This window comes from Chitinophaga sp. CCNWYY40 (assembly GCF_037483205.1).
Classification (GTDB): domain Bacteria; phylum Bacteroidota; class Bacteroidia; order Chitinophagales; family Chitinophagaceae; genus Chitinophaga; species Chitinophaga ginsengisegetis.
In genome coordinates this window covers 71,880-93,158 of sequence record NZ_JBBHLF010000001.1, presented here as the reverse complement: position 1 = coordinate 93,158, position 21,279 = coordinate 71,880, and the positions used below count along the sequence as shown (strand labels likewise).

Here is a 21,279-nt window from a genome sequence, read left to right as displayed (position 1 = left end):
AGGGAGATATAAACGGGTTTATCCGCTTACATCTCCCTAAATCATTTATAATCTGAAAAGTAAATCAGTCTATTCCTCAGAAAGACAAAATCCACTTATTTTACTTCTTCGAATTCTGCGTCGGTAACGCCATCGTTGCCACCACCCTGAGGTTGGCCCTGTTGCTGGCCGCCATTTGGCTGGCCACCTTCCGGTTGACCCTGAGAGGCTTTGTACAGCTCTTCAGAAGCAGCAGTCCAGGCAGCTTCCAGTTCTGCGGTAGCAGTATCCAGTTGTGCACTATCCTGTGATTTGTGTGCTTCTCTCAGCTTTTCAAGTGCCGCTTCGATAGTTGCTTTCTTATCAGCAGGCAGTTTGTCGCCGTATTCTTTCACCTGTTTTTCGGTTTGGAATATCAGGCTGTCTGCTTTATTCAGCTTTTCGATCTTTTCGCGTTGTTCCCTATCTGATGATTCGTTGGCTTTTGCTTCGGCTTTCATCTTTTCGATTTCTTCCTTGCTCAAACCACTACCAGCTTCAATCTTGATGTTCTGTGTTTTTCCGGTGCCTTTATCCTTTGCAGTTACGTGCAGGATACCGTTGGCATCGATATCGAAAGTTACTTCGATCTGTGGAACGCCACGCGGAGCAGGAGGAATATCACCTAAGATAAAGCGGCCCAGGGTTCTGTTCTGGTTAGCCATTGGCCTTTCACCCTGCAGTACATTGATTTCCACGCTAGGCTGGCTATCTGCTGCAGTAGAGAAGGTTTCAGATTTCTTGGTAGGGATAGTGGTATTGGATTCGATCAGTTTGGTCATTACACCACCCATTGTTTCGATACCCAGTGACAGCGGAGTAACGTCCAGTAACAGTACGTCTTTCACTTCACCTGTCAGTACACCACCCTGGATTGCAGCACCTACGGCTACTACTTCATCCGGGTTTACACCTTTATTAGGTTTCTTACCGAAGAATTTTTCTACTACTTCCTGGATCTTAGGAATACGGGTAGAACCACCTACCAGTATAATTTCGTCGATTTCAGAAGTGTTCATACCGGCATCTTTCAGTGCTTTGCGGCAAGGTTCCAGTGTTCTTTCCACCAGGCTGTCGCTCAGCTGCTCGAATTTAGCGCGGGTTAATTTTTTCACTAAGTGTTTAGGAACGCCATCCACTGCGGTGATATAAGGAAGATTGATTTCAGTTTCCTGAGAAGAAGATAATTCGATCTTTGCTTTTTCAGCAGCTTCTTTTAAACGCTGCCATGACATTGGATCTTTGTGTAAATCTACTGCTTCATCTTTTTTGAATTCGTCTGCCAGCCAATCCATGATCACTTTATCGAAGTCGTCACCACCCAGGTGAGTATCACCATTGGTAGATTTTACTTCAAATACGCCATCACCTAATTCCAGGATAGAGATATCGAAGGTACCACCACCGAGGTCAAATACAGCGATTTTGCTGTCGTGGTGTTTTTTGTCCATACCATAAGCCAATGCCGCAGCAGTAGGCTCATTGATAATACGGCGAACAGTTAAACCGGCAATTTCACCGGCTTCTTTGGTAGCCTGACGTTGTGCGTCATTAAAGTAGGCAGGTACAGTGATTACTGCTTCTGTTACTTCCTGGCCCAGGTAGTCTTCGGCCGTTTTCTTCATTTTCTGCAGGATCATTGCTGAAATTTCCTGCGGAGTATATAATCTGCCGTCTATATCGATTCTTGTGGTATTGTTGTCCCCTTTTACCACTTTATATGTAACGTGGCTCACTTCACTGGCAACTTCGTCAAAATGACGGCCCATGAAACGCTTCACTGACATAATAGTGTTTACGGGGTTGGTAATAGCCTGACGCTTTGCGGGGTCACCTACTTTCCTTTCTCCGTTCTTTAAAAAAGCCACTACAGATGGGGTTGTTCTCCTGCCCTCATCATTGGCAATCACTACCGGTTCGTTACCTTCCATTACGGCAACGCATGAATTGGTAGTTCCTAAGTCAATGCCTATTATTTTTCCCATAGTATTAAAGATTATCCTTTAGTTGTAAGTATTTTCGTGTTTGTCGTTGGTTTGTCAATGATTATGCCAAGCAAAAAAATATGAAATTATGTCAGTCAGGTACCCTATATTTGATCATAGATCGCAGTTAGCCTGTTGGTAAACACACCTGATTACTAATAACTGTATCGTTTAATTTGTTCATAACCTCGCCTTCCTTTAAGCTATTTTATTCCTGATCCTTTGTTTTAATAATTGTACAAATTGTGTAACCTAACCGTTATTTCTTATGAACACATCCATTTTATGGAGGGCTGCGTGCTTGTTGTTAGCAACCACCCCAATGATGAGCCAGGCTCAGGATCAACCTTCTGCCACTTCCGCGGCTGTACCCACAGCGAAATTATTCAGTGGCCCCAGTGACTATAAAACATGGTCAATCGGCGTAAACGGCGGCGTATTGGCGCCAGTTGCTGCCACCGGTGGCAGTAACGACTTCACCAAGTGGAAAGGGTCTGCCGGTTACGGCGCCTATGTGAAGTACCAGATCCTGCACTTCTTTGCCCTCCGGGCCGATTATGTAGGCGGTAAACTCCAGGCCGATAACAGCAAGGAACTCGGCAATGGCTCCCTTCCTGTCAGACCATATAAATCCTACGAAACCAAACTAAACTGGTCAGGAACTTTAAACGCCGTATTTAATATCACTACGGTCAACTGGTTATTCCGGGAGAACTTTGTTCAGCTATACGCCTCTGTGGGCGGCGGATTGGCCGGATATAAACCAACCGTAACCAGGAATGATAACACCAGCTTTCCTTATAAAGCAGAAGATAAAGCCATCAAGGAGTTGATTATTCCTGTAGGCGCTGGGCTCAAATTCAAACTGTCAGAAGCTGTTAACCTGGACCTGGGCTATACCATGTATTACACCGACGGTGATAACCTCGACGGTTACAACTACGGTCCCAATAAGGATAAGTACTCCTATGGCTACGCAGGACTGGAATTTGCCCTGGGAAAGAAAGGCAAAAAACAGCTACAGTGGTCCAATCCGGCCAAAGTGATGTACGACGAGCTGGAAGCCCAGAAAACCACCCTCGCAGCCTCACTGGATGCTGCCAATCAGAACAATGCCAGGTTGACGGCTGATGTGGATAAACTGACAAAAGACAGTGACGGAGACGGTGTTTCCGACTTCTTCGACAAATGTCCGGGCACACCTGCCAATACCAAAGTAGATGGTTCCGGCTGTCCGCTGCCGGTACCGGAAGTAGTGAAGCAGGAAGAAAAAGTAGTGATTACAGAAGAAGACAACCGTCTTGTAAGAGAAGCCATTCAGAACCTGGAGTTTGAATTTGCAAAGGCCAGTATCAAGCCCAGCTCCTATCCTGCACTCGACAGGGTGGCAGCACTCCTGAAACGCAAAAACCTCAACCTCAAGCTGGCCGGCCATACCGACAATGTAGGCAGCAAATCAAGGAACCTCGCCCTGTCAAAGGAAAGAGCCGAATCCGTTAAAGCCTATTTTGTGGAAAAAGGCGTGAACGCTTCTAAAATTGAAGCCGTAGGTTATGGTATGACACAACCTATTGCCTCCAATAAAACAGCGGCAGGCAGGCAGAAAAACAGAAGAGTAGAGTTTACAATATTCTAACAGGCTGACTATAAGATGATAGGGATTTTTTGATGTAAAAATCAAAAAATCCCTATTTTCATTTTATGGAACCATATATCATCAGAACAATAGCGCCAGCAGACGATCCGGCAATTGCCCATATAGTAAAAACCACGTTGACAGAATTCGGCATGAACAAGGCCGGTACTGCGTTTTCAGACCCTACCACCGACCACCTCTCCCAACTGTTTGATATTCCCCGTGCAGTTTATTACGTAGCAGTGGCAAACAATGAAATAATCGGCGGGGCCGGCATCCACCCGCTGGATGGCGGTGAAGCGCACGTATGCGAACTACAGAAAATGTACCTCCTCCCCGAAGCCCGCGGAAAAGGACTGGCAGGCAAGCTAATCACCTTATGCCTGGATTACGCTAAACAAAACGGCTACACGCAATGCTACCTGGAAACTGCCCCCGAATTAGCCAGGGCCAGAAAAGTATATGAACAGTTCGGATTCCGGTACCTGACAGGTCCGATGGGTAATACCGGCCATTTTGGCTGTGACAGCTGGATGCTGAAGGATTTGTAGTTTTCCTCAACAGGTGGATTTCTATTCCTCTTCGTAAACCGGCACACTTCTTGCCAACTGGGGCTTACAAAATAACATATCATGAAAAAACTTATTCTGTCTGGTGTATTAGCCATTGGAACTATGCTGGCAGTACAAGCACAAAATGTAAAGTTCGGTGTTAAAGGTGGTTTGAATATCTCCAAACTAACCGATACCGACGGCTCCAAAACCCTCGCAGGCTTTCACGCAGGAGGTCTTGTTAACATCGGGCTGGATAAAAGCTGGGCTATCCAACCGGAAGTATTGTATTCTACCCAGGGCACCAAAGCAGAAAGAAGTGTATTATGGTTAACCACTTCCAACACCGTAAAGGTTAACTATATTAATGTACCGGTAATGGTGCAGTATTCCATTGTGCCTGAATTTTACCTGGAAGCAGGCCCGCAGGTAGGCTTTCTCACAGCAGCCAAGGTTAAATCCGGCGACGTAACGGTAGATATCAAAGATGATATGCAATCCGTAGACTTTGGACTGGGCTTCGGCTTTGGTTATAAGTTCGATATGGGCCTCGGTATCAGCGGCCGGTATAATTTCGGACTTACCAATGTGTATGATTCCGACAAAGTGGACAGCAAAAACTCCGTAGCACAGATCGGTGTGTTTTACACTTTTTAATGCAGGAATAAAATATTCCCGATAAGCGAAGGTTGTCTGATAAAGACAACCTTCGCTGCTTTCGGCTAATTAACTATCTTTGCCCCTCGCATTAATCATTTTCAGCATGAGTGTTGTACAATCCATCAGAACGGCCGCCGTGGCCGCCATTAATTCACTTTACGATCAGCAGTTAACAGCAGCAGATATTGCTATTAATACCACCAAGCCTGAATTCGAAGGTGAGTATACCATTGTCGTTTTCTCTTTTACAAAATTCAGCCGGCAGAAACCGGAAGAAACTGCACAACGTATCGGGGAATACCTTACTGCCCACTATCCGGAACTGATTGCGCGATTCAACGTAGTAAAAGGATTCCTGAACCTGAGCATTAACGATACCTACTGGACAAAATTCCTGCAGCAACATTATAGTGACGTAAACATCGGGATACAGCCTGCCAATGGTAAAAGGATCATGGTAGAGTATTCATCTCCCAATACCAACAAACCTTTACACCTCGGTCACCTGCGTAATAATTTCCTGGGATATGCTATCGCTGAAATTATGAAAGCCAATGGCTACGAAGTGATCAAAGCCAACCTGGTAAATGACCGCGGTATCCACATCTGCAAATCCATGCTGGCATGGCAAATGTTTGCACATGGCGACACCCCGCAATCTACCGGTATAAAAGGCGATCACCTGGTGGGCGACTACTACGTGAAGTTTGAATCTGTGGTGAAGGAACAGGCAGAAATTATCATTGACCGCGTACTGGAAAATGACTTCCGTGACTTCGACAGCGCCGAAACTGAAAAGCTGGAGAAGCTGGTTACTGCACTGCATAAGCCGGAAGTAAAAGATGATAAAGAAAAGTCTGGCAAGATCATGGACGACATCAAAGAGATGTCGCGTAATAAAACAGAGATCATGCAGCAGGCGAAGATCATGCTGCAGCAATGGGAAGCCGGCAACCCTGAAGTAAGGGAATTGTGGGCTACTATGAACGGCTGGGTGTACGAAGGCTTTGATCAAACCTACAAACGGCTTGGTATTGATTTCGACCAGATGTACTACGAGAGTGAAACTTACCTGTTAGGTAAAAACCTCGTAGCCGAAGGACTGGAGAAAGGCGTACTGTTTAAAAAAGAAGATAACTCTGTATGGATAGACCTGACCGCCGACGGGCTGGATCAGAAACTGCTGCTCCGCGGAGATGGCACCTCTGTATATATGACCCAGGACATGGGTACGGCGCGTTTGAAATATGAGCAGTACCACATGGACCAGAGTGTATATGTAGTGGCAGATGAGCAGAACTATCACTTCAAAGTACTCCAGCTGATTATGGAGAAACTGGGAGAACCTTCTGCCAAAGGTATCCACCACCTCAGCTATGGCATGGTGGAATTACCGCATGGCCGGATGAAAAGCCGGGAAGGTACCGTAGTGGATGCAGATGATATGATTACAGAAATGGTGAATACTGCCGCCGAAAAAACACAACAATCCGGCAAAAACCTGGATATGTTTTCCGATGAACAGCTCAACGAACTGTATGATACCGTAGGCATGGGGGCCATGAAATTCTTCCTGCTTCGTGTAGATCCTAAAAAGAAAATGATCTTCAATCCGGAAGAATCAATCGATTTGCACGGGTTTACCGCTCCGTTTATCCAGTATGCGTACGCGCGTATCAAATCTATCCTCCGCGATGCCGGCACAACAGAAGGGCTGGAGGCGTACACCTACGAAGGAGAATTGCTGCCGCTGGAAAAGGAACTGATCATCCTGAACGAACAGTTTCCGGGTATACTCGCAGAGTCGTACCGCGAACTGAGTCCTTCTGTGATTGCCAACTATGCGTTCCAGCTGGCCCAGTTATTCAATTCCTTTTATGCCGAGAAAGTGGAAGGGGTACCTACCTATTCCATCATCCGCGCAACCAGTGAAGAAAAGAAGAAGCTGCGTTTACAGATTATTATGCTCACCGCCCACACTATTGCTCAAAGCATGAAATTACTGGGTATCCGTGTACCGGAAAGAATGTAATAACGGTTTAAGTTATAAACAGAAAAAGGAAGGTGCAATGCCTTCCTTTTTTGTTTCATTAAAACGCTGCAGCCCTTACGGGTTGCAGCGTTAGCAACTTGCGGCCGCCGTGGCCGAAATTGCCGAAGAAAATACCACAGTAAGCAGCGCAGCGAAAAAGGAGCTTGCCTATCCTTTATGCGCTGTTTAAAGTCCCTCTACACTGTGGCAAATATTTTTATCATGTAGTTCTCCCATTATGATGGCCTCATCGCACAGGCGTTCCCCCTTCTCCTGCTCACCCGCACCCATATACGATTTTCCGAGCATAAACATAGCAAAAGCATTGGTAGGTTGCAAGTGTAAAACTTTTTTCCATTGCACTATTGCCTGTTTAAAAAGTTTCCTTTCGTACAAGTCGTGTGCCAGATGCTGATAACGGTTAACTCTTTTCAGGGTATCCTTGAAAACGTATAGCCCCGGACGGTAGTTCACTTCTTTTTTATCAAAGTAACAGGCTGCCGGTTCACTATACACTGCAGTAAGTAATACAATACAACAGATACTAACTGATAGCTGACAGGGTTTCATAGGTCGCAGCACTTATGGGGCGCCGGACAAATATATAAAGAATATATTGCAAATGAAAACTTATCTATATGTAGTAATCACAAACCCAGCTCGTCCCCGCTAAAGGAAAGGGGCAGCAAGTCGTTCGCACGGCTGATCACATATATCTTACCGCTTAATCCCCCCATAATCACCCGGATAGGGCTTTCCTGTTTCCTTTCGTACTCCGACAATGTTTGCCGGCAAATCCCGCAGGGAGAAATAGGATGCGTACTCTCCCCATTGAGGTTATTATAACTAATGGCAATGGTATCAATATCAATATTGGGATATACCGACGCAGCAGAAGCCAGCGCCACTCTCTCTGCACATAACCCGATCGGATAAGAAGCGTTTTCCTGGTTGGAACCGGCAATGATTTCACCGTTGGCCAGCCGGATCACTGCCCCCACCTGGAAACGGGAATAAGGCGCATAAGCGTATTCCGTTACTTCCCTTGCTTCCTTCAGCAGCCATGCATCAGCGTCGGAAAGACCAGCAAGATCATCATATACCTCGTATTCGATATGCAGCAATTGTTTCTCCATAACAACAGTTGAAAAGGGTTCTTCGTATAGCCGTTGTCGGGGTAAGACAACGACGGACCGGCATAGTGCCGGTCCGTAATTTACTTTAAATTATATTTCGGGCGGTTGCTTACTTGATATTTCTGAAGATACGGCTCCAGCGGATACCGCCTTCTCCATAACTCATCCAGATCAGCCAGGCTTTACCCACCACGTGATCTTCCGGCACAAAACCCCAGAAACGGGAATCCAGGGAGTTGTTACGGTTATCCCCCATCATCCAGTAATAGTTCATTTTAAAAGTATAGCTATCAGCGGGTTGACCGTTGATGATAAACTTACCGTCTTTTCTTTCCAGTGTATTGCCTTCATATACGCGGATAATGCGGTCGTACAAAGCAATGTTGCTTTCATCCAGCTTAACGGTAACGCCTTTTTTAGGAATATACAACGGACCGAAGTTTTCCTCTGTCCATTTGAAATGGGCAGTATCGTGCGGGAAAACGTTATTGTAATTGAAATCTGTAAAATCAGACTCCTGGTATATTTTAATGTCTTTTACGACCGGCTTAAATTGTTGCAGCGCTGCAACATTGGCCGGTGTGAGGTTGTAAATGTACTTGCTGGCATCCAGCTGGTAGAAGTCAGAACCGGAAGTAGCAATGCCCAGGTCTTCCAGGCGGCTGCTGTTAAGCTGATCGCCGGTAGTTTCCACTACATATTTATGTTGGCTGCCAGGGGGAACCGGCGCTGCCTGTCCGTTTACATATACTGCACCTTTAATGATCCGGATCGTATCGCCGGATTCGGCCATGCAGCGTTTAATATAGTTTTCCCTTTTATCTACCGGGCGTTGAATGATTTTGTAAGAATTCTGGACCGACTGCCAGCCGAACTGCCGCACCATGCCATAATAGCTCGGATCGGGCGAATCAATGGCCACGGTATCTCCTTCCGGGAAGTTGAATACCACTACATCATACCGCTTGATTGCTGAAAAACCGGGTAAACGTCTGTATTTCCATTTTACCGCCTCTGAATAGGCTTTGGCAGATTTGGTGAAAGGCAGCGTGTGATGCACAAAAGGTACTGCCAGTGGAGTCATTGGGATACGTGGTCCGTAACTGATCTTGCTCACAAACAGGAAGTCGTTCACAAGTAAGGTTTTTTCCATTGAAGGGGTCGGGATCGTATAGGCCTCAAAAATAAAGGTGCGGATAAGCGTGGCTGCTATAATAGCGAAGATCGCAGCGTCTAACCATTCTCTAACCGCAGATTTCTTTTTCTTAGGCTGACTGTCTTTGTTTTTTTTCCAAAATGCCAGGTTCATTCAGTTACGCTTATTAGATGCTTAAAAAGGCAAATATAATATTCTGTTGCTAGCCAGTTGCTATTACTTTACAAAAGTTTTCTTAAAAATAGATTAAAAGATTGTTTATTATAATTTTTAGGTATATGGTGTACCCTACGCCGAATTGCCTAAATTTGATGTTTACTATACCTCCGTTGAATACATTTACGATTAAGGATATTGAGAACTTTACCGGTATAAAGGCGCATACCATCAGGATCTGGGAGCAGCGGTTCCAGTTATTCTCCGCCAGGCGGAAGGATACCAACCACAGGATCTATGACGGGGAGGATCTGAAAACCTTACTGCGTATTGCGTATTTATATCATCACGGGATCAGGATCTCGCGCATAGCTGCTTTGTCGGACGAGGAACAGAATAAACTATCCTTGCAGCTGGCCGCAGAAGGATCTTCCGCCGGCCTCCAGGTAAATGAGCTGATTGCCGCCACACTCGACTACGATTACTTCCGCTTTGAGCGCGTTTTTTACAGCCAGGTACTGCATCTGGGATTTGAACACTGCATTACAAAAATCATTTACCCTTTCCTTGAAAAGATAGGCGTACTATGGCTTACCGGCAACGTGATTCCGGCACAGGAACACTTCTGCTCCAATATTATCCGTACTAAAATAATGACGGCTATCGACGGCCAGCAGATGAACCAACAGGCTACCGCCCATTACCTGTTATTTCTCCCGGAGGGAGAATTTCATGAAATACCTTTGTTATATGCACAATACCTGCTGAAGAAGAGTGGCAAACTGGTCACCAGTTTTGGCGCCAATGTCCCCCTGGCAGACCTGGAAGCATTTGCCCCGGCCCGTCCGGTGACCCACATCTATACCCATCTGCTTACCAATGTCACGCAGCAGGTAATGAACCGCTTTGCTGCCACACTCTCACAGCAGTTCCCGGGCATTAAAATCCTGTTATCGGGGCCACAGTCCTGGCAACTGACCATGCCGCTGCCTGCCAATGTATTTGTAATAAAAAGCCTGGAAGAGCTGCAGGCATTTGGCTGACCATTTCTCAAAGCACTTCTTCGAGGATACGATTGATGGCTTCCGAGCGGTTCAGCACCATAAAATGGCCACCGTCGGGGATCAGGTGTGTAGGTTGAAGATATTTAACCGGGAAAGGCATATCGCGTGCACCGTGAATATGCACCACGCCTTCCGGTACCTGCTCGTTTTCCCAATGCAGGATAGCATTTACCGCCCATCGTGTATAAGTGTAATCACGCTTCGCCAGATATTCGTTTACCAGTGTACGTTCTTCCGGTGTTTCAATGTTGAGGAATTTCCTGACAATAGCGCTTCGCCGCTGGTACAGCAGGCTGTCGGGCAACTTATGCAGGCCGAGTTTCTTTACCCAGTTATAGTAGGGAGGTTTTTCCGAGCTTCGTTTAATGCTTGATAGCAGGATGTTCTTTTCTACAGGGATGTGCCGGGCTATTTCCAGGCTCATGATACCGCCAAAAGACACGCCTATTAAGGTAACCGTCCCATCAGCCGTAATGTTTTTGGCCATACGTGCCGCATAACGGCTGATGGGTTCATCCGGCAATGGAGGGATCCAATGCAGGTGATGCAGCTGGTAGCCGGAGGGAAAACGCAGGTTGTTGAAAATGCGTTCATCCGCCCCCAGCCCACTGATCAGATACAGGTGTTTTTGCATATTGTTAGCCGGTTAAGAGCTTACTTTCCTTTTGTCGCGGCTCGGCACCACGAAATCGTCCACATCTTCCGCGGTGATGGTTTTACCGGAAAGGATCACGAGCCTTTCCACCACGTTCCTCAGCTCACGGATATTACCGGTCCAGTTGTGGTTTTGTAAAGCCTTCATGGCCTCTTTATCTGCTACTTTGCGGGTAATGCCATATTCACTGCAAACACTATCCAGGAAGCTGTCTACCAGCAAAGGTACATCATCCCGGCGGTCGTTCAGGGAAGGAACGTGGATCAGGATTACGCTTAAACGGTGATAGAGATCCAGGCGGAAGTTCTTGTTTTCCACTTCCTGCAGCAGGTCTTTGTTGGTAGCGGCTACTACCCGTACGTCTACACTTATTTCCTTATCTCCGCCTACGCGGGTGATCTTTCCTTCCTGCAGGGCGCGCAGTACTTTTGCCTGGGCGCTGAGACTCATATCGCCAATTTCATCCAGGAAAAGGGTACCGCCGCTGGCCTGTTCAAATTTTCCGATCCGCTGCTTTACAGCAGAGGTAAAGGAACCTTTTTCATGACCAAACAGTTCACTTTCTATCAGCTCTCCGGGGATAGCTGCGCAGTTCACTTCCACCATCGGGCCGGCGGCGCGGTTACTGCGTTCATGCAGCCACCGGGCCACCAGTTCTTTACCTACCCCGTTATCTCCGGTGATGAGTACCCTGGCATCCGTGGGTGCTACTTTTTCTATCGTTTCTTTAATTTTCAGGATCGGGCTGGACTGACCAATCATTTCCGGCACCTTATTCACCTTGCGGCGCAGGGTTTTGGTTTCGGTAACCAGGGTGGTTTTATCCATTGCATTACGCAGGGTAATGAGTAAGCGGTTCAGATCCGGCGGCTTTGAAATATAATCATAGGCGCCTTTTTTCACCGCATCTACTGCCGTATCAATATTCCCGTGGCCGGAAACCATGATAATAGGAATATCTCCGTTCACCTCACGGGCTTTCTCGAGAAACTCCAGTCCGTCCATTTTAGGCATTTTGATATCGCAAAGAACGGCATCATATGACTTTGCCTGGAACATTTTAAATCCTTCCATACCATCCGCGGCCTCATCTACCTTATAACCTTCATAAGTTAAAATTTCCGTGAGTGTTTTACGAATACTTTTTTCGTCGTCTATTATTAAAATGTTAGCCATAATCAGTTTTATTTTGTACGACCGGCAATACCTGCCTTTTATACAACGGGCAAAAATAAAGATTAATCCCTTAAAATTGCATTATATCAGGGATCATTTAACATGTCAGAAACAATTGAGATATTACCATATAGTCCGCGCTGGCCGGAAGAATTCCTCGAAATAGCCCGGGAGCCGGGCGATGCGGCCGGTGAATACGTGCTGGCTATTGACCACATTGGTTCTACAAGTGGCCTATATCCGGGCAGATAAGAAGGCTTGAATATTAGCAGACAGTCTACTACCTTTACAGGATTAATGCGTAATTTCAGTAACTATTAAAGTGCCAATACCTGTAATTCGATCCGCATATGAATGATTTTCTGGAAGAGTTGAAGCGGCGGCACCAGCTGGCAGCGGCGAACGCCTATCCTGCCACGGGTGCAGTAGATGAATTTGTGAGCCACCTGTTAAACTGGTTATTCCCTGAACATACCGGTCAGGTAATTGCTGATCCGGTGGCGCTGGAGCGTTTTGGCCATGAACTGGAAGCTCAGTTGCAGCAATTGCTGCAATCAATGGAAAATCAGCTGCCCGCAGATGCCGCGGGCCTGAGCCGCGACTTTATGAATAAAGTACCGGTAATATATGATGAACTGACAAAAGATGCCTCGGCCATTTACCAGGGCGATCCGGCGGCATCCTGTTTATACGAGGTAATCCGTGCCTATCCCGGGTTTTACGCCATTGCCTTTTACCGCATTGCGCATGCCCTGTACCAGCTGAAGGTCCCGGTATTACCCCGGATGATCACGGAGCTGGCGCATTCACGCACAGGAGTGGATATTCATCCGGGCGCCGTAATTGCACCGTGGTGCTGCATAGATCATGGTACCGGCATTGTGATCGGGGAAACCACCGTGATAGGACCGCATGTAAAGCTGTACCAGGGCGTAACACTGGGTGCACTGAGCATTGAGAAGAGTATGGCGCGCAGCAAGCGCCATCCGACCATTGAGGAGCATGTGGTGATTTACGCCGGCGCCACCATTCTTGGCGGAGATACGGTGATAGGCCATCATAGTGTAATAGGCGGGAATGTGTGGCTGATTAAAAGTGTGGAACCTTTCTCCCGGATCTATTACAAAGCAGAACATAAATTTTCAGATACAAACCAGGACTAGTACAATGGCTTCCATCATAGATCTGATCGGCAATACGCCGATGGTAGAATTAAAGAAGATATCCGTTAACCCGGCCGTTAAAATTTTCGCCAAGCTGGAAGGGAACAATCCTGCCGGCAGCGTAAAAGACAGGGCCGCCTATGGCATGATCAAAGGCGCACTGGACAGGGGCGATATTAAACCGGGCATGAAACTGATAGAAGCTACCAGCGGTAATACCGGTATTGCACTGGCTATGATTGCCAGTATTTTCGGACTTGAAATAGAGCTGGTAATGCCTGCAGACGCCACCCGCGAACGGGTGCTCACCATGGAAGTATATGGTGCAAAAGTTACGCTCACGCCAAAGGAGCTGTCGATGGAAGGCTCTATTGACTACGCCAATGCCCAGATGGAGAAGGGCGGCTATTATATGCTCAACCAGTTTGCCAATCCCGATAACTACGGCATGCACTATAAAACTACCGGACCGGAAATCTGGAAAGATACCAACGGGGAAGTGACCCACTTTGTAAGCGCAATGGGCACTACCGGTACTATTATGGGAGTATCCCGCTATTTAAAAGAACAGAACCCGGCAGTACAGATTGTGGGATGCCAGCCTACAGAAGGTTCAAAAATCCCGGGCATCCGCAAATGGCCGGAGGCTTATCTTCCCAAAATATTTGAAAAACCGAGGGTAGACCGTATTATGGATATTTCAGAAGAAGAAGCGAGGATCATGACCAAAAGACTGGCAAAAGAAGAAGCGGTATTTTGCGGTATGAGCAGCGGCGGCGCTGTGGCAGCGGCAGTGCGGGTATCGAAGGAGTTAAGTAGTGGTGTGATCGTTAGTATCATCTGTGATCGTGGCGACAGGTACCTTTCCAGCGATCTGTTTTCCTGATAAATATTTAAAGAGATAAAAAGAAACGGAGCGAAGAAAATCTTCGCTCCGTTTCTTTTTTATACTTATAGCGGTTGCTATTTCTTCATGTACATCACTTCTTTCACCAGTTTCACGGTACGTTCCACATCCGGCAGATATTGTTTAACCAGGTTAGGCGCGTAGTGCATAGGTGCATCCTGTGCGGTGATACGGCGGATAGGTGCATCCAGGTAGTCGAAACCTTCTTTCTGGATACGGTAAGTAATTTCGGAAGAAATACTTGCGAATGGCCATTGTTCTTCCACAATTACCAGGCGGTTTGTTTTCTTCACAGATTCCAGGATAGTGAACCAGTCCAGCGGGCGGATGGTACGGAGATCGATTACTTCTGCCTCGATACCTTCTTTTGCCAGTTCTTCCGCTGCACCCAGCGCTACTTTCATCATTTTGTTGAAAGATACGATGGTTACATCTTTACCGGCACGTTTGATATCTGCTTTACCAATCGGGATGATATATTCTTCTTCAGGAACTTCACCCATATCGCCATACATCAGTTCACTTTCCATGAAAACAACCGGATCGTCGTCGCGGATAGCCGCTTTGAGCAAACCTTTTGCATCATATGGATTGGAAACGGAGATTACTTTCAGGCCCGGGATGTTGGCGTAGTAACTTTCGAATGCAGTAGAGTGTTGTGCACCTAATTGTCCGGCAGAACCGTTTGGTCCGCGGAAAACGATCGGGCAACCCACCTGGCCGCCACTCATTGCCAGCATTTTTGAAGCAGTATTGAGGATCTGATCCAACGCCAGTACAGCGAAGTTCCAGGTCATGAATTCAACCACCGGACGCAGGCCGTTCTGTGCAGCACCTACTCCGATAGCAGCAAATCCAAGTTCAGCAATCGGCGTGTCAATAACACGTTTTGGACCAAACTCATCCAGCATTCCCTGGCTCACTTTATAAGCACCATTGTATTCGGCTACTTCCTCCCCCATAAGGAATACCCGTTCATCACGGCGAAATTCCTCCTGCAGGGCTTCTCTTAAGGCTTGTCTGAAAGCTATCTGACGCATGCTATTCTTAATTGAAAGTTTAAATGCCTTATTGAAAGGCAGGGCAAAAATATTGTTTGTTAGCGAAAAAGCAAAGCAAACACCCGATTAATAATTATTATACCTCCGACAAGCAGTGTGTATAGTATTAATTAAAATAAATACATATATTTATATTTCAAACTTTATTAAGACCTGCCAACAACTTTACCCGCTGTCATGATTACCATCACTATCCTTACCTTATGCTTTTTAGCCGCCCTTTCCTGTAAAATTAAAAAGGCAAAAGCGCCGGAACTACAGGCACTCCTGTGGTACCTGCACCTGATTTTTGGCTGTTTTGCGCTCTTATGCGTATTATTGATGCTGAATGATTACGGCTTCAAAGGCACCCAAACTGAACGGGTGTTCTTTACCCTCTACGCAGGTACCGGCATGCTTATTTACGGCCTCACCAAGCCGGATAACGACGCCCGGTACGCCTACCTGACCGGTTTCTTCGGGTTTCCGTTTGTGCTGCTGCTTGGCCTGCTCCTGCCACCACTGCGTACCCTCACCCTGGTAGCTGCCATCACCCTGCTGTCGGACAGCGAGTTTCACCGCTACAATATCGACGACGACTACGCCCTGCAAACGAAAAGCACCGGCATATTATCCACCTACCCGGTTTACAGCCTGGTGGAAGACAAATACCTGTTTTTTGAGAAAATAGTACCAGATGTGGTAAAACCGAAGGCAGCACTGCAATCGCTGAAGATGGCAAAACGGGGAAAAGACAGTGTCAGGATACAGGTAAACAGCATAGATACGGTGATTGCTATTTATTGATAGTGTATGGGGAGTGTATTGGAAGTGTATGGTGAGTGTATGGTGAGTGTATGGGAACAGTATGGGGAGAGTATAGGGAGTGTATGGGGACTGTATAGGAACTGTATGGGGAATACGACACATAGACGACTCCTAAGTATCCGAGAAGTACCGGAGAAGTATCCGGGAAGTAATACCCAGGTAACCGGGAACCGTATAACTGCCCGGTTCGCTACCAGATCAAAATCAGCTGATGGTTTTTCAACAACCATCAACTGACGACCTATCATTAAACTCTTTCTATGATAATTGCGCTGGCGCCGCCACCACCGTTACAAATCCCTGCAACGCCGTAACGCGCCTGCTGCTGATGCAGGATAGCATTCAACGTTACCACAATGCGCGCACCGCTGCACCCAATAGGATGCCCCATTGCCACGGCGCCGCCCCATACATTCACCTTATCAAGCGACAGCCCCAGGTCTTTCGCATTGGCAATAGGCACGCAGGAAAATGCTTCGTTCACTTCTGCCACGTCCATATCGCTGATTTTCAGCCCGGCTTTGGTAAGCGCGTTGTTGATGGCTTTTACCGGCGTAGTGGTAAACCATTCCGGCGCCTGCGAAGCATCTGCAAAGCTGATGATCTTTGCCAGTGGCTTTAATCCCAGCGCTTTCAGTTTTTCGCCGCTTACCAGCACTACAGCTGCAGCACCATCATTGATGTTGGAGGCATTGGCAGCAGTGATGGTTCCATCTTTCTGAAAACTTGGTTTCAGGGAAGGTACTTTTTCAAAGATGACCTTTTTGTAGTCTTCATCTTCAGATACTGTTACTACCTGTTTTCCGGGTACCTGCACCGGCACTACTTCATCTTTAAAATATCCTTTCTCCCAGGCTGCTGCTGCGCGTTTATAACTTTCAATCGCGTAAGCGTCCTGGTCTTCCCGGGTAATTTTGTATTCGGTGGCGCATAGCTCTGCTGCGTTGCCCATGTGAAAATCCTTATAGGGGTCCCAGAGGCCATCGCGGATGATACCGTCGGTGATAGCGCCATGCCCCAGTTTATAACCGGTACGGGCTTTATCCAGGTAGTAAGGCGTAGCGCTCATGTTTTCCATGCCACCGGCAACTACTACGTCGTTGTCGCCCAGCATAATACTTTGGGCGCCCAGCATAATAGCTTTCATGCCGGAAGCGCATACTTTGTTAACAGTGGTACAGGGAACATTATTGGGCACGCCTGCAGCGAGACTCGCCTGATTGGCAGGCGCCTGGCCGAGGTTGGCGCTGAGCACATTGCCCATATATACTTCATTTACTTCTGCCGGGGCAATACCAGCCCTTTCCAGTGCCGCCTTAATAACGTGTGCGCCAAGCTGAGTGGCCGGAATGCTTGCCAGTGCGCCATTGAACGAACCGATAGGGGTGCGGGCCACAGCTACTATAAATACTTCTTTCATCTGATAAATAAGATTGATTTGGCTAGTTTATAATCTACCAAATATAAGGAAAAGTTGCCGGGAACAGCAACCACACGGATATACTACCCTCCTTCTCTCCAAATCCTAATTTTCCCGTATGTTTGCAGTTGCATTTACCAAACCGTGATATCTCAGAACTCCATACAACAGATCCTCAGCCGCATTGATATTGTGGAAATTGTGGGTTCCTTCGTTAAGCTGAAAAAAAGAGGCGCCAACTACCTGGGCCTGTGTCCGTTTCACAACGAAAAGTCCCCTTCTTTCACCGTATCTCCCGGCAAAGAAATCTATAAATGCTTTGGTTGCGGCGCCAGCGGCAATTCCATCAGCTTTATCATGGAGCATGAAAAGTACTCCTATGTAGAAGCGCTCCGGTGGCTGGCACAACGGTACCAGATAGAACTGGAGGAAACGGAAGTAAGCCCGGAACTGAAGCAGCACCAGCTGATGGCGGATAGTTTGTTTATCATCAACAACTACGCCCGTGAATACTTTACCGATACCCTTTTTAATAAAGAGGAAGGCCAGAATGTGGGCCTGAGTTATTTTGAAGAAAGAGGATTTACGGAAGAAACCATCAAAAAGTTCCAGCTGGGCTACTGTCTGAATACCTTTGACGCTTTTGCCAAATCGGCATTGAACAAAGGATACAACCTGGAATACCTGCAAAAAACAGGACTGGTTACCATTCGCAACGATCAACCTGCCGATAACTACCGCGGCCGGGTGATTTTCCCGATCCATAACCAGTCCGGAAAAATACTGGGCTTCGGCGCACGTATCCTGGTAAAATCAGACCGGGCGCCCAAATACATCAATTCTCCCGAAAACGAAATCTATGTAAAAAGCCGGGTACTGTATGGTACCTACTTTGCACGGCACGCCATCGATAAACTCAATGAGTGCCTGCTCGTAGAAGGTTATACCGACGTAATTTCCCTGCACCAGGCAGGTGTGGAAAACGTGGTGGCCTCCAGTGGTACCTCCCTTACACAGGACCAGCTGCGGCTGATTAAGAAATACACCAATAACCTCACCATCCTTTATGATGGCGACAGCGCCGGGGTGAAAGCAGCGCTCCGCGGACTGGACATGGCTATTGAAGAAGGGCTGAATGTGAAGCTGGTATTGCTGCCGGACAAAGAAGATCCGGATAGCTATGTGCAGAAGATAGGGGCAGAAGCGTTCCGCGAATTCATTAAAGATAACAAGCAGGACTTTGTACTGTTTAAGCTGCAGCTCAGCATGCAGGAAGCCGGCACCGACAGTAATAAAAAGTCGCAGCTGGTAAATGAAATCGCTGAAACCATTTCCAAAATTGATAAGGCGGAAGATTTTACCCGGCAGCAGGATTATATCCGTCAATGCAGCCAGTTACTCCATATCGATGAGCAGGGGCTGATCCAGCTGGTCAATAAATTTATCCGCGACCGCCTCGTTAAACGCGAGCAGGCATACGCGCGTAACAATCCCGCACCCAGTGATGATGACCTGAGTGAAGAAGCAATTGCCGCAATGGAAGCGGCCGAAACAGGCATTTCGGTTGACTCGCTCATCAACGGGCATGAAAAGCAGGAAAAGGCGCTGGTAAAAATCCTGTTACGTTTTGGCGACAAGCCTTTTAAAGAAGAAGATAATAGTACTGTAGCAGATTATGTGTTCCATCTTCCCTACGATTTTGAGGCGCTGGCGGAAAGTGAGCTGGTGAAAAGGATTTTAAGGGAATACAAAGCTTTGTATGATGCAGGGAATCTCCAGGATAAACGCTGGTTTCTTTATCATGAAGATCAGCAATTTTCAAAAGAGATTGCCAATATCCTGGAAGATCAGGAAGCCGATCTCAGTATGAAATGGAAAGAACAATTTGAAATAGATACTGTTTATGGCGACGATGCATATTTAAAAGATACGCTCTCCACTACCAACTATCTGATCCTGCGGAAAGTGAAAAAGTTAATCTATGAAAATCAGGCCGAAGTTCAAAAGGCCTTCAAGGATAACGACTACGAAGCGGCTAAAAGCTGTCTTGAAATGCAGAAACACCTCAACTCCCTGGAGAAAGAACTTACCAACGGTATGGGTACCGTTATTTTCAAGTAAGTGTTCGCGTTAGTAGCTTAAATCCGCTCCCATACCTGGAAGGAGAAAGGATACTGATTTTTTTCATCTGCCTCATGGCGTTCATCACTTACCAGTTCAAATTCTGCCCCATCCAGCTGAGGGAAAAAAGCATCCCCGTGAACCACTGCGTATACGCGGGTAAGATAGATGCGCTCTACTAACGGCCACGCCTGCTCGAAAATCTGGGAGCCACCGGTGATAAACAGTTCATCACCACCGAAAGATTTTGCCTTTTCAACACCTTCCTCTACAGAACGCACTACATACGCACCTTCCGGCTGAAAATCCGTTTGACGGGTGATTACTATATTAGGCCGGCCGGGCAGTGGTTTACCGAGGGAGTCAAATGTTTTACGTCCCATTACAATGGGTTTTCCCAATGTGGTGGATTTAAAATATTTAAGATCCAGCGGCAAACGCCAGGGTAACATATTATTGATACCGATTACGTTATTTTCCGAAGCGGCTACGATAATGGATATACGCATATGGGAAGTTATATGGCTACCGGTGCTTTAATGGCCGGGTGAAACTGGTAATTTACCAGTTCAAAATCTTCATACTTAAAGGAGAAAATATCTTTTACCTCCGGGTTGATCTTCATTACCGGAAGCGGGAATGGTTGCCGGCCCAGCTGCAGGTTGGCTTGCTCTATATGATTGCTGTACAGGTGCACATCACCAAAAGTATGGATAAAGTCGCCGGCATCCAGGTTGCACACCTGCGCCATCATCATGGTTAATAATGCGTAAGACGCGATATTGAAAGGTACGCCCAGGAATACGTCGGCGCTGCGCTGATACAATTGGCAGCTCAGTTTGCCACGGGTTTCCCCTTTAGCAGTATCTGCAGGAGTTACGTAAAACTGGAACAGGCAATGACAGGGGCTGAGCGCCATTTCCGGCAGTTCACCCACATTCCAGGCGTTCACAATAATACGGCGGGAGTCAGGATTATTTTTGATGGTATTTACGGCTTCAGTGATCTGGTCTATTACCTTACCGCTGCGGGTTTCCCAACTGCGCCATTGCTTTCCGTACACCGGTCCGAGGTCGCCATTTTCGTCGGCCCACTCATCCCAGATGCTCACGCCATGTTCTTTCAGCCAGCCGGTATTGGTATCTCCTCTTAAAAACCAGAGCAGTTCATATATAATCGATTTGAGATGCAGCTTTTTGGTGGTCACCACCGGGAAACCGTCCTGCAGGTTGAATCTCATCTGGTAGCCAAAACAGCTGGTAGTGCCGGTGCCGGTGCGGTCTGTTTTTACAGCGCCTTCCCGTATAATATGTTGTAATAAAGATAAATACTGCTCCATAAGGTCGCAATTTACGAAGTTTTCCAGTTGAAAAAATATAACATATTTAAGTCAAAGAAAAAAAGCGGAAGTACCCTTAAATTTTCGTAATCTGCTATAGCATTTTACGTTACAACAAGATCGGCTTAGTGAGAAGTCCTTGCCATCAGCGATGATGATGAAAAACCTATAGTTCCCCTTGCGGCAAGGATCACAACAAAATTAACTTTATTAAACAACCAAAATCGGATCAGGAT

General features: G+C 46.8%; 20 protein-coding genes. 10 read left to right on the top strand and 10 right to left on the bottom strand.

All coding sequences use genetic code 11. The features are described 5' to 3' along the window. Nucleotides 1-95: 95 nt before the first annotated feature. A complete protein-coding gene (gene dnaK, locus V7S65_RS00365; RefSeq protein WP_079468791.1) occupies nt 96-2,003 on the bottom strand; it encodes a molecular chaperone DnaK in 1,908 nt (635 codons plus the stop codon). A 268-nt stretch (nt 2,004-2,271) separates the two neighbouring features. Between dnaK and V7S65_RS00360 the strand changes: the two genes are divergently transcribed. From V7S65_RS00360 to argS, 4 genes are all read left to right on the top strand, one after another. After that, nucleotides 2,272-3,639, top strand: coding sequence for an OmpA family protein (locus tag V7S65_RS00360; RefSeq protein ID WP_079468792.1), 1,368 nt, complete (start codon nt 2,272-2,274; stop codon nt 3,637-3,639). Nucleotides 3,640-3,704: 65 nt separating this feature from the next. After that, nucleotides 3,705-4,190, top strand: coding sequence for a GNAT family N-acetyltransferase (locus V7S65_RS00355; RefSeq protein ID WP_079468793.1), 486 nt, complete (start codon nt 3,705-3,707; stop codon nt 4,188-4,190). An 81-nt stretch (nt 4,191-4,271) separates the two neighbouring features. After that, nucleotides 4,272-4,847, top strand: a complete 576-nt coding sequence (locus V7S65_RS00350; protein ID WP_111579571.1) for a porin family protein — start codon at nt 4,272-4,274, stop codon at nt 4,845-4,847. Between the two features lie 106 nt (nt 4,848-4,953). Further along, on the top strand, nt 4,954-6,882 hold the full coding sequence (gene argS / locus V7S65_RS00345) for an arginine--tRNA ligase (protein WP_079468795.1): 1,929 nt from the start codon (nt 4,954-4,956) through the stop codon (nt 6,880-6,882). Nucleotides 6,883-7,068: 186 nt separating this feature from the next. On the opposite strand, the gene V7S65_RS00340 is transcribed toward argS, so the two are convergent. The 3 genes from V7S65_RS00340 to lepB form a co-directional block, all read right to left on the bottom strand. Then, complete coding sequence (locus V7S65_RS00340) at nt 7,069-7,452, bottom strand: hypothetical protein (protein ID WP_079468796.1); 384 nt, start codon at nt 7,450-7,452, stop codon at nt 7,069-7,071. Between the two features lie 77 nt (nt 7,453-7,529). Then, on the bottom strand, nt 7,530-8,018 hold the full coding sequence (locus V7S65_RS00335; protein WP_079468797.1) for a cytidine deaminase: 489 nt from the start codon (nt 8,016-8,018) through the stop codon (nt 7,530-7,532). 109 nt (nt 8,019-8,127) lie between these two features. Next, entirely contained in the window at nt 8,128-9,327 is a 1,200-nt protein-coding gene (gene lepB, locus V7S65_RS00330) for a signal peptidase I (protein WP_336386585.1), read from the bottom strand. A gap of 158 nt (nt 9,328-9,485) precedes the next feature. Here lepB and V7S65_RS00325 point away from each other — a divergent pair, with 158 nt between their 5' ends. Then, nucleotides 9,486-10,373: a MerR family transcriptional regulator gene (locus V7S65_RS00325; protein WP_336386586.1), complete on the top strand. Its 888-nt coding sequence runs from the start codon at nt 9,486-9,488 to the stop codon at nt 10,371-10,373. Nucleotides 10,374-10,380: 7 nt separating this feature from the next. Here V7S65_RS00325 and V7S65_RS00320 read toward each other — a convergent pair whose 3' ends face one another. Both V7S65_RS00320 and V7S65_RS00315 read right to left on the bottom strand, forming a co-directional pair. Further along, entirely contained in the window at nt 10,381-11,028 is a 648-nt protein-coding gene (locus tag V7S65_RS00320) for an alpha/beta fold hydrolase (RefSeq protein WP_336386587.1), read from the bottom strand. A 12-nt stretch (nt 11,029-11,040) separates the two neighbouring features. Then, nucleotides 11,041-12,225: a sigma-54-dependent transcriptional regulator gene (locus V7S65_RS00315; RefSeq protein ID WP_079468801.1), complete on the bottom strand. Its 1,185-nt coding sequence runs from the start codon at nt 12,223-12,225 to the stop codon at nt 11,041-11,043. 102 nt (nt 12,226-12,327) lie between these two features. Between V7S65_RS00315 and V7S65_RS00310 the strand changes: the two genes are divergently transcribed. The 3 genes from V7S65_RS00310 (at nt 12,328) to cysM (ending at nt 14,274) form a co-directional block, all read left to right on the top strand. Beyond that, a complete protein-coding gene (locus V7S65_RS00310) occupies nt 12,328-12,477 on the top strand; it encodes a GrpB family protein (RefSeq protein WP_336386588.1) in 150 nt (49 codons plus the stop codon). A 98-nt stretch (nt 12,478-12,575) separates the two neighbouring features. After that, the gene (locus V7S65_RS00305) at nt 12,576-13,388 is read left to right on the top strand and encodes a serine O-acetyltransferase (protein WP_336386589.1); all 813 of its coding nucleotides are present in this window, start codon (nt 12,576-12,578) and stop codon (nt 13,386-13,388) included. 4 nt (nt 13,389-13,392) lie between these two features. Next, a complete protein-coding gene (cysM, locus tag V7S65_RS00300; RefSeq protein WP_079468804.1) occupies nt 13,393-14,274 on the top strand; it encodes a cysteine synthase CysM in 882 nt (293 codons plus the stop codon). Nucleotides 14,275-14,351: 77 nt separating this feature from the next. Here the strand turns inward: cysM and V7S65_RS00295 are convergent, their stop codons facing one another. After that, nucleotides 14,352-15,377, bottom strand: coding sequence for a pyruvate dehydrogenase complex E1 component subunit beta (locus tag V7S65_RS00295; protein ID WP_262488110.1), 1,026 nt, complete (start codon nt 15,375-15,377; stop codon nt 14,352-14,354). Nucleotides 15,378-15,533: 156 nt separating this feature from the next. On the opposite strand from V7S65_RS00295, the gene V7S65_RS00290 reads away from it, so the two are divergent. After that, nucleotides 15,534-16,142, top strand: coding sequence for a hypothetical protein (locus V7S65_RS00290; protein ID WP_079468806.1), 609 nt, complete (start codon nt 15,534-15,536; stop codon nt 16,140-16,142). Nucleotides 16,143-16,410: 268 nt separating this feature from the next. Here the strand turns inward: V7S65_RS00290 and V7S65_RS00285 are convergent, their stop codons facing one another. Further along, nucleotides 16,411-17,583, bottom strand: a complete 1,173-nt coding sequence (locus V7S65_RS00285) for an acetyl-CoA C-acyltransferase (RefSeq protein WP_111579564.1) — start codon at nt 17,581-17,583, stop codon at nt 16,411-16,413. A 144-nt stretch (nt 17,584-17,727) separates the two neighbouring features. Between V7S65_RS00285 and dnaG the strand changes: the two genes are divergently transcribed. Then, nucleotides 17,728-19,704 (top strand): DNA primase, encoded by a 1,977-nt coding sequence (dnaG, locus tag V7S65_RS00280; protein ID WP_111579563.1) that lies wholly within the window; start codon nt 17,728-17,730, stop codon nt 19,702-19,704. A 17-nt stretch (nt 19,705-19,721) separates the two neighbouring features. Here dnaG and V7S65_RS00275 read toward each other — a convergent pair whose 3' ends face one another. Continuing rightward, complete coding sequence (locus V7S65_RS00275) at nt 19,722-20,213, bottom strand: dihydrofolate reductase (protein ID WP_079468809.1); 492 nt, start codon at nt 20,211-20,213, stop codon at nt 19,722-19,724. A gap of 8 nt (nt 20,214-20,221) precedes the next feature. Beyond that, entirely contained in the window at nt 20,222-21,043 is an 822-nt protein-coding gene (locus V7S65_RS00270) for a thymidylate synthase (protein WP_079468810.1), read from the bottom strand. Nucleotides 21,044-21,279: the final 236 nt, after the last annotated feature.

Coding starts and splice junctions, on each gene's coding strand:
- dnaK (WP_079468791.1), bottom strand. CDS start 2,003: ATGGGAAAAATAATAGGCATTGACTTAGGAACTACCAATTCATGCGTT.
- V7S65_RS00360 (WP_079468792.1), top strand. CDS start 2,272: ATGAACACATCCATTTTATGGAGGGCTGCGTGCTTGTTGTTAGCAACC.
- V7S65_RS00355 (WP_079468793.1), top strand. CDS start 3,705: ATGGAACCATATATCATCAGAACAATAGCGCCAGCAGACGATCCGGCA.
- V7S65_RS00350 (WP_111579571.1), top strand. CDS start 4,272: ATGAAAAAACTTATTCTGTCTGGTGTATTAGCCATTGGAACTATGCTG.
- argS (WP_079468795.1), top strand. CDS start 4,954: ATGAGTGTTGTACAATCCATCAGAACGGCCGCCGTGGCCGCCATTAAT.
- V7S65_RS00340 (WP_079468796.1), bottom strand. CDS start 7,452: ATGAAACCCTGTCAGCTATCAGTTAGTATCTGTTGTATTGTATTACTT.
- V7S65_RS00335 (WP_079468797.1), bottom strand. CDS start 8,018: ATGGAGAAACAATTGCTGCATATCGAATACGAGGTATATGATGATCTT.
- lepB (WP_336386585.1), bottom strand. CDS start 9,327: ATGAACCTGGCATTTTGGAAAAAAAACAAAGACAGTCAGCCTAAGAAA.
- V7S65_RS00325 (WP_336386586.1), top strand. CDS start 9,486: ATGTTTACTATACCTCCGTTGAATACATTTACGATTAAGGATATTGAG.
- V7S65_RS00320 (WP_336386587.1), bottom strand. CDS start 11,028: ATGCAAAAACACCTGTATCTGATCAGTGGGCTGGGGGCGGATGAACGC.
- V7S65_RS00315 (WP_079468801.1), bottom strand. CDS start 12,225: ATGGCTAACATTTTAATAATAGACGACGAAAAAAGTATTCGTAAAACA.
- V7S65_RS00310 (WP_336386588.1), top strand. CDS start 12,328: ATGTCAGAAACAATTGAGATATTACCATATAGTCCGCGCTGGCCGGAA.
- V7S65_RS00305 (WP_336386589.1), top strand. CDS start 12,576: ATGAATGATTTTCTGGAAGAGTTGAAGCGGCGGCACCAGCTGGCAGCG.
- cysM (WP_079468804.1), top strand. CDS start 13,393: ATGGCTTCCATCATAGATCTGATCGGCAATACGCCGATGGTAGAATTA.
- V7S65_RS00290 (WP_079468806.1), top strand. CDS start 15,534: ATGATTACCATCACTATCCTTACCTTATGCTTTTTAGCCGCCCTTTCC.
- V7S65_RS00285 (WP_111579564.1), bottom strand. CDS start 17,583: ATGAAAGAAGTATTTATAGTAGCTGTGGCCCGCACCCCTATCGGTTCG.
- V7S65_RS00275 (WP_079468809.1), bottom strand. CDS start 20,213: ATGCGTATATCCATTATCGTAGCCGCTTCGGAAAATAACGTAATCGGT.
- V7S65_RS00270 (WP_079468810.1), bottom strand. CDS start 21,043: ATGGAGCAGTATTTATCTTTATTACAACATATTATACGGGAAGGCGCT.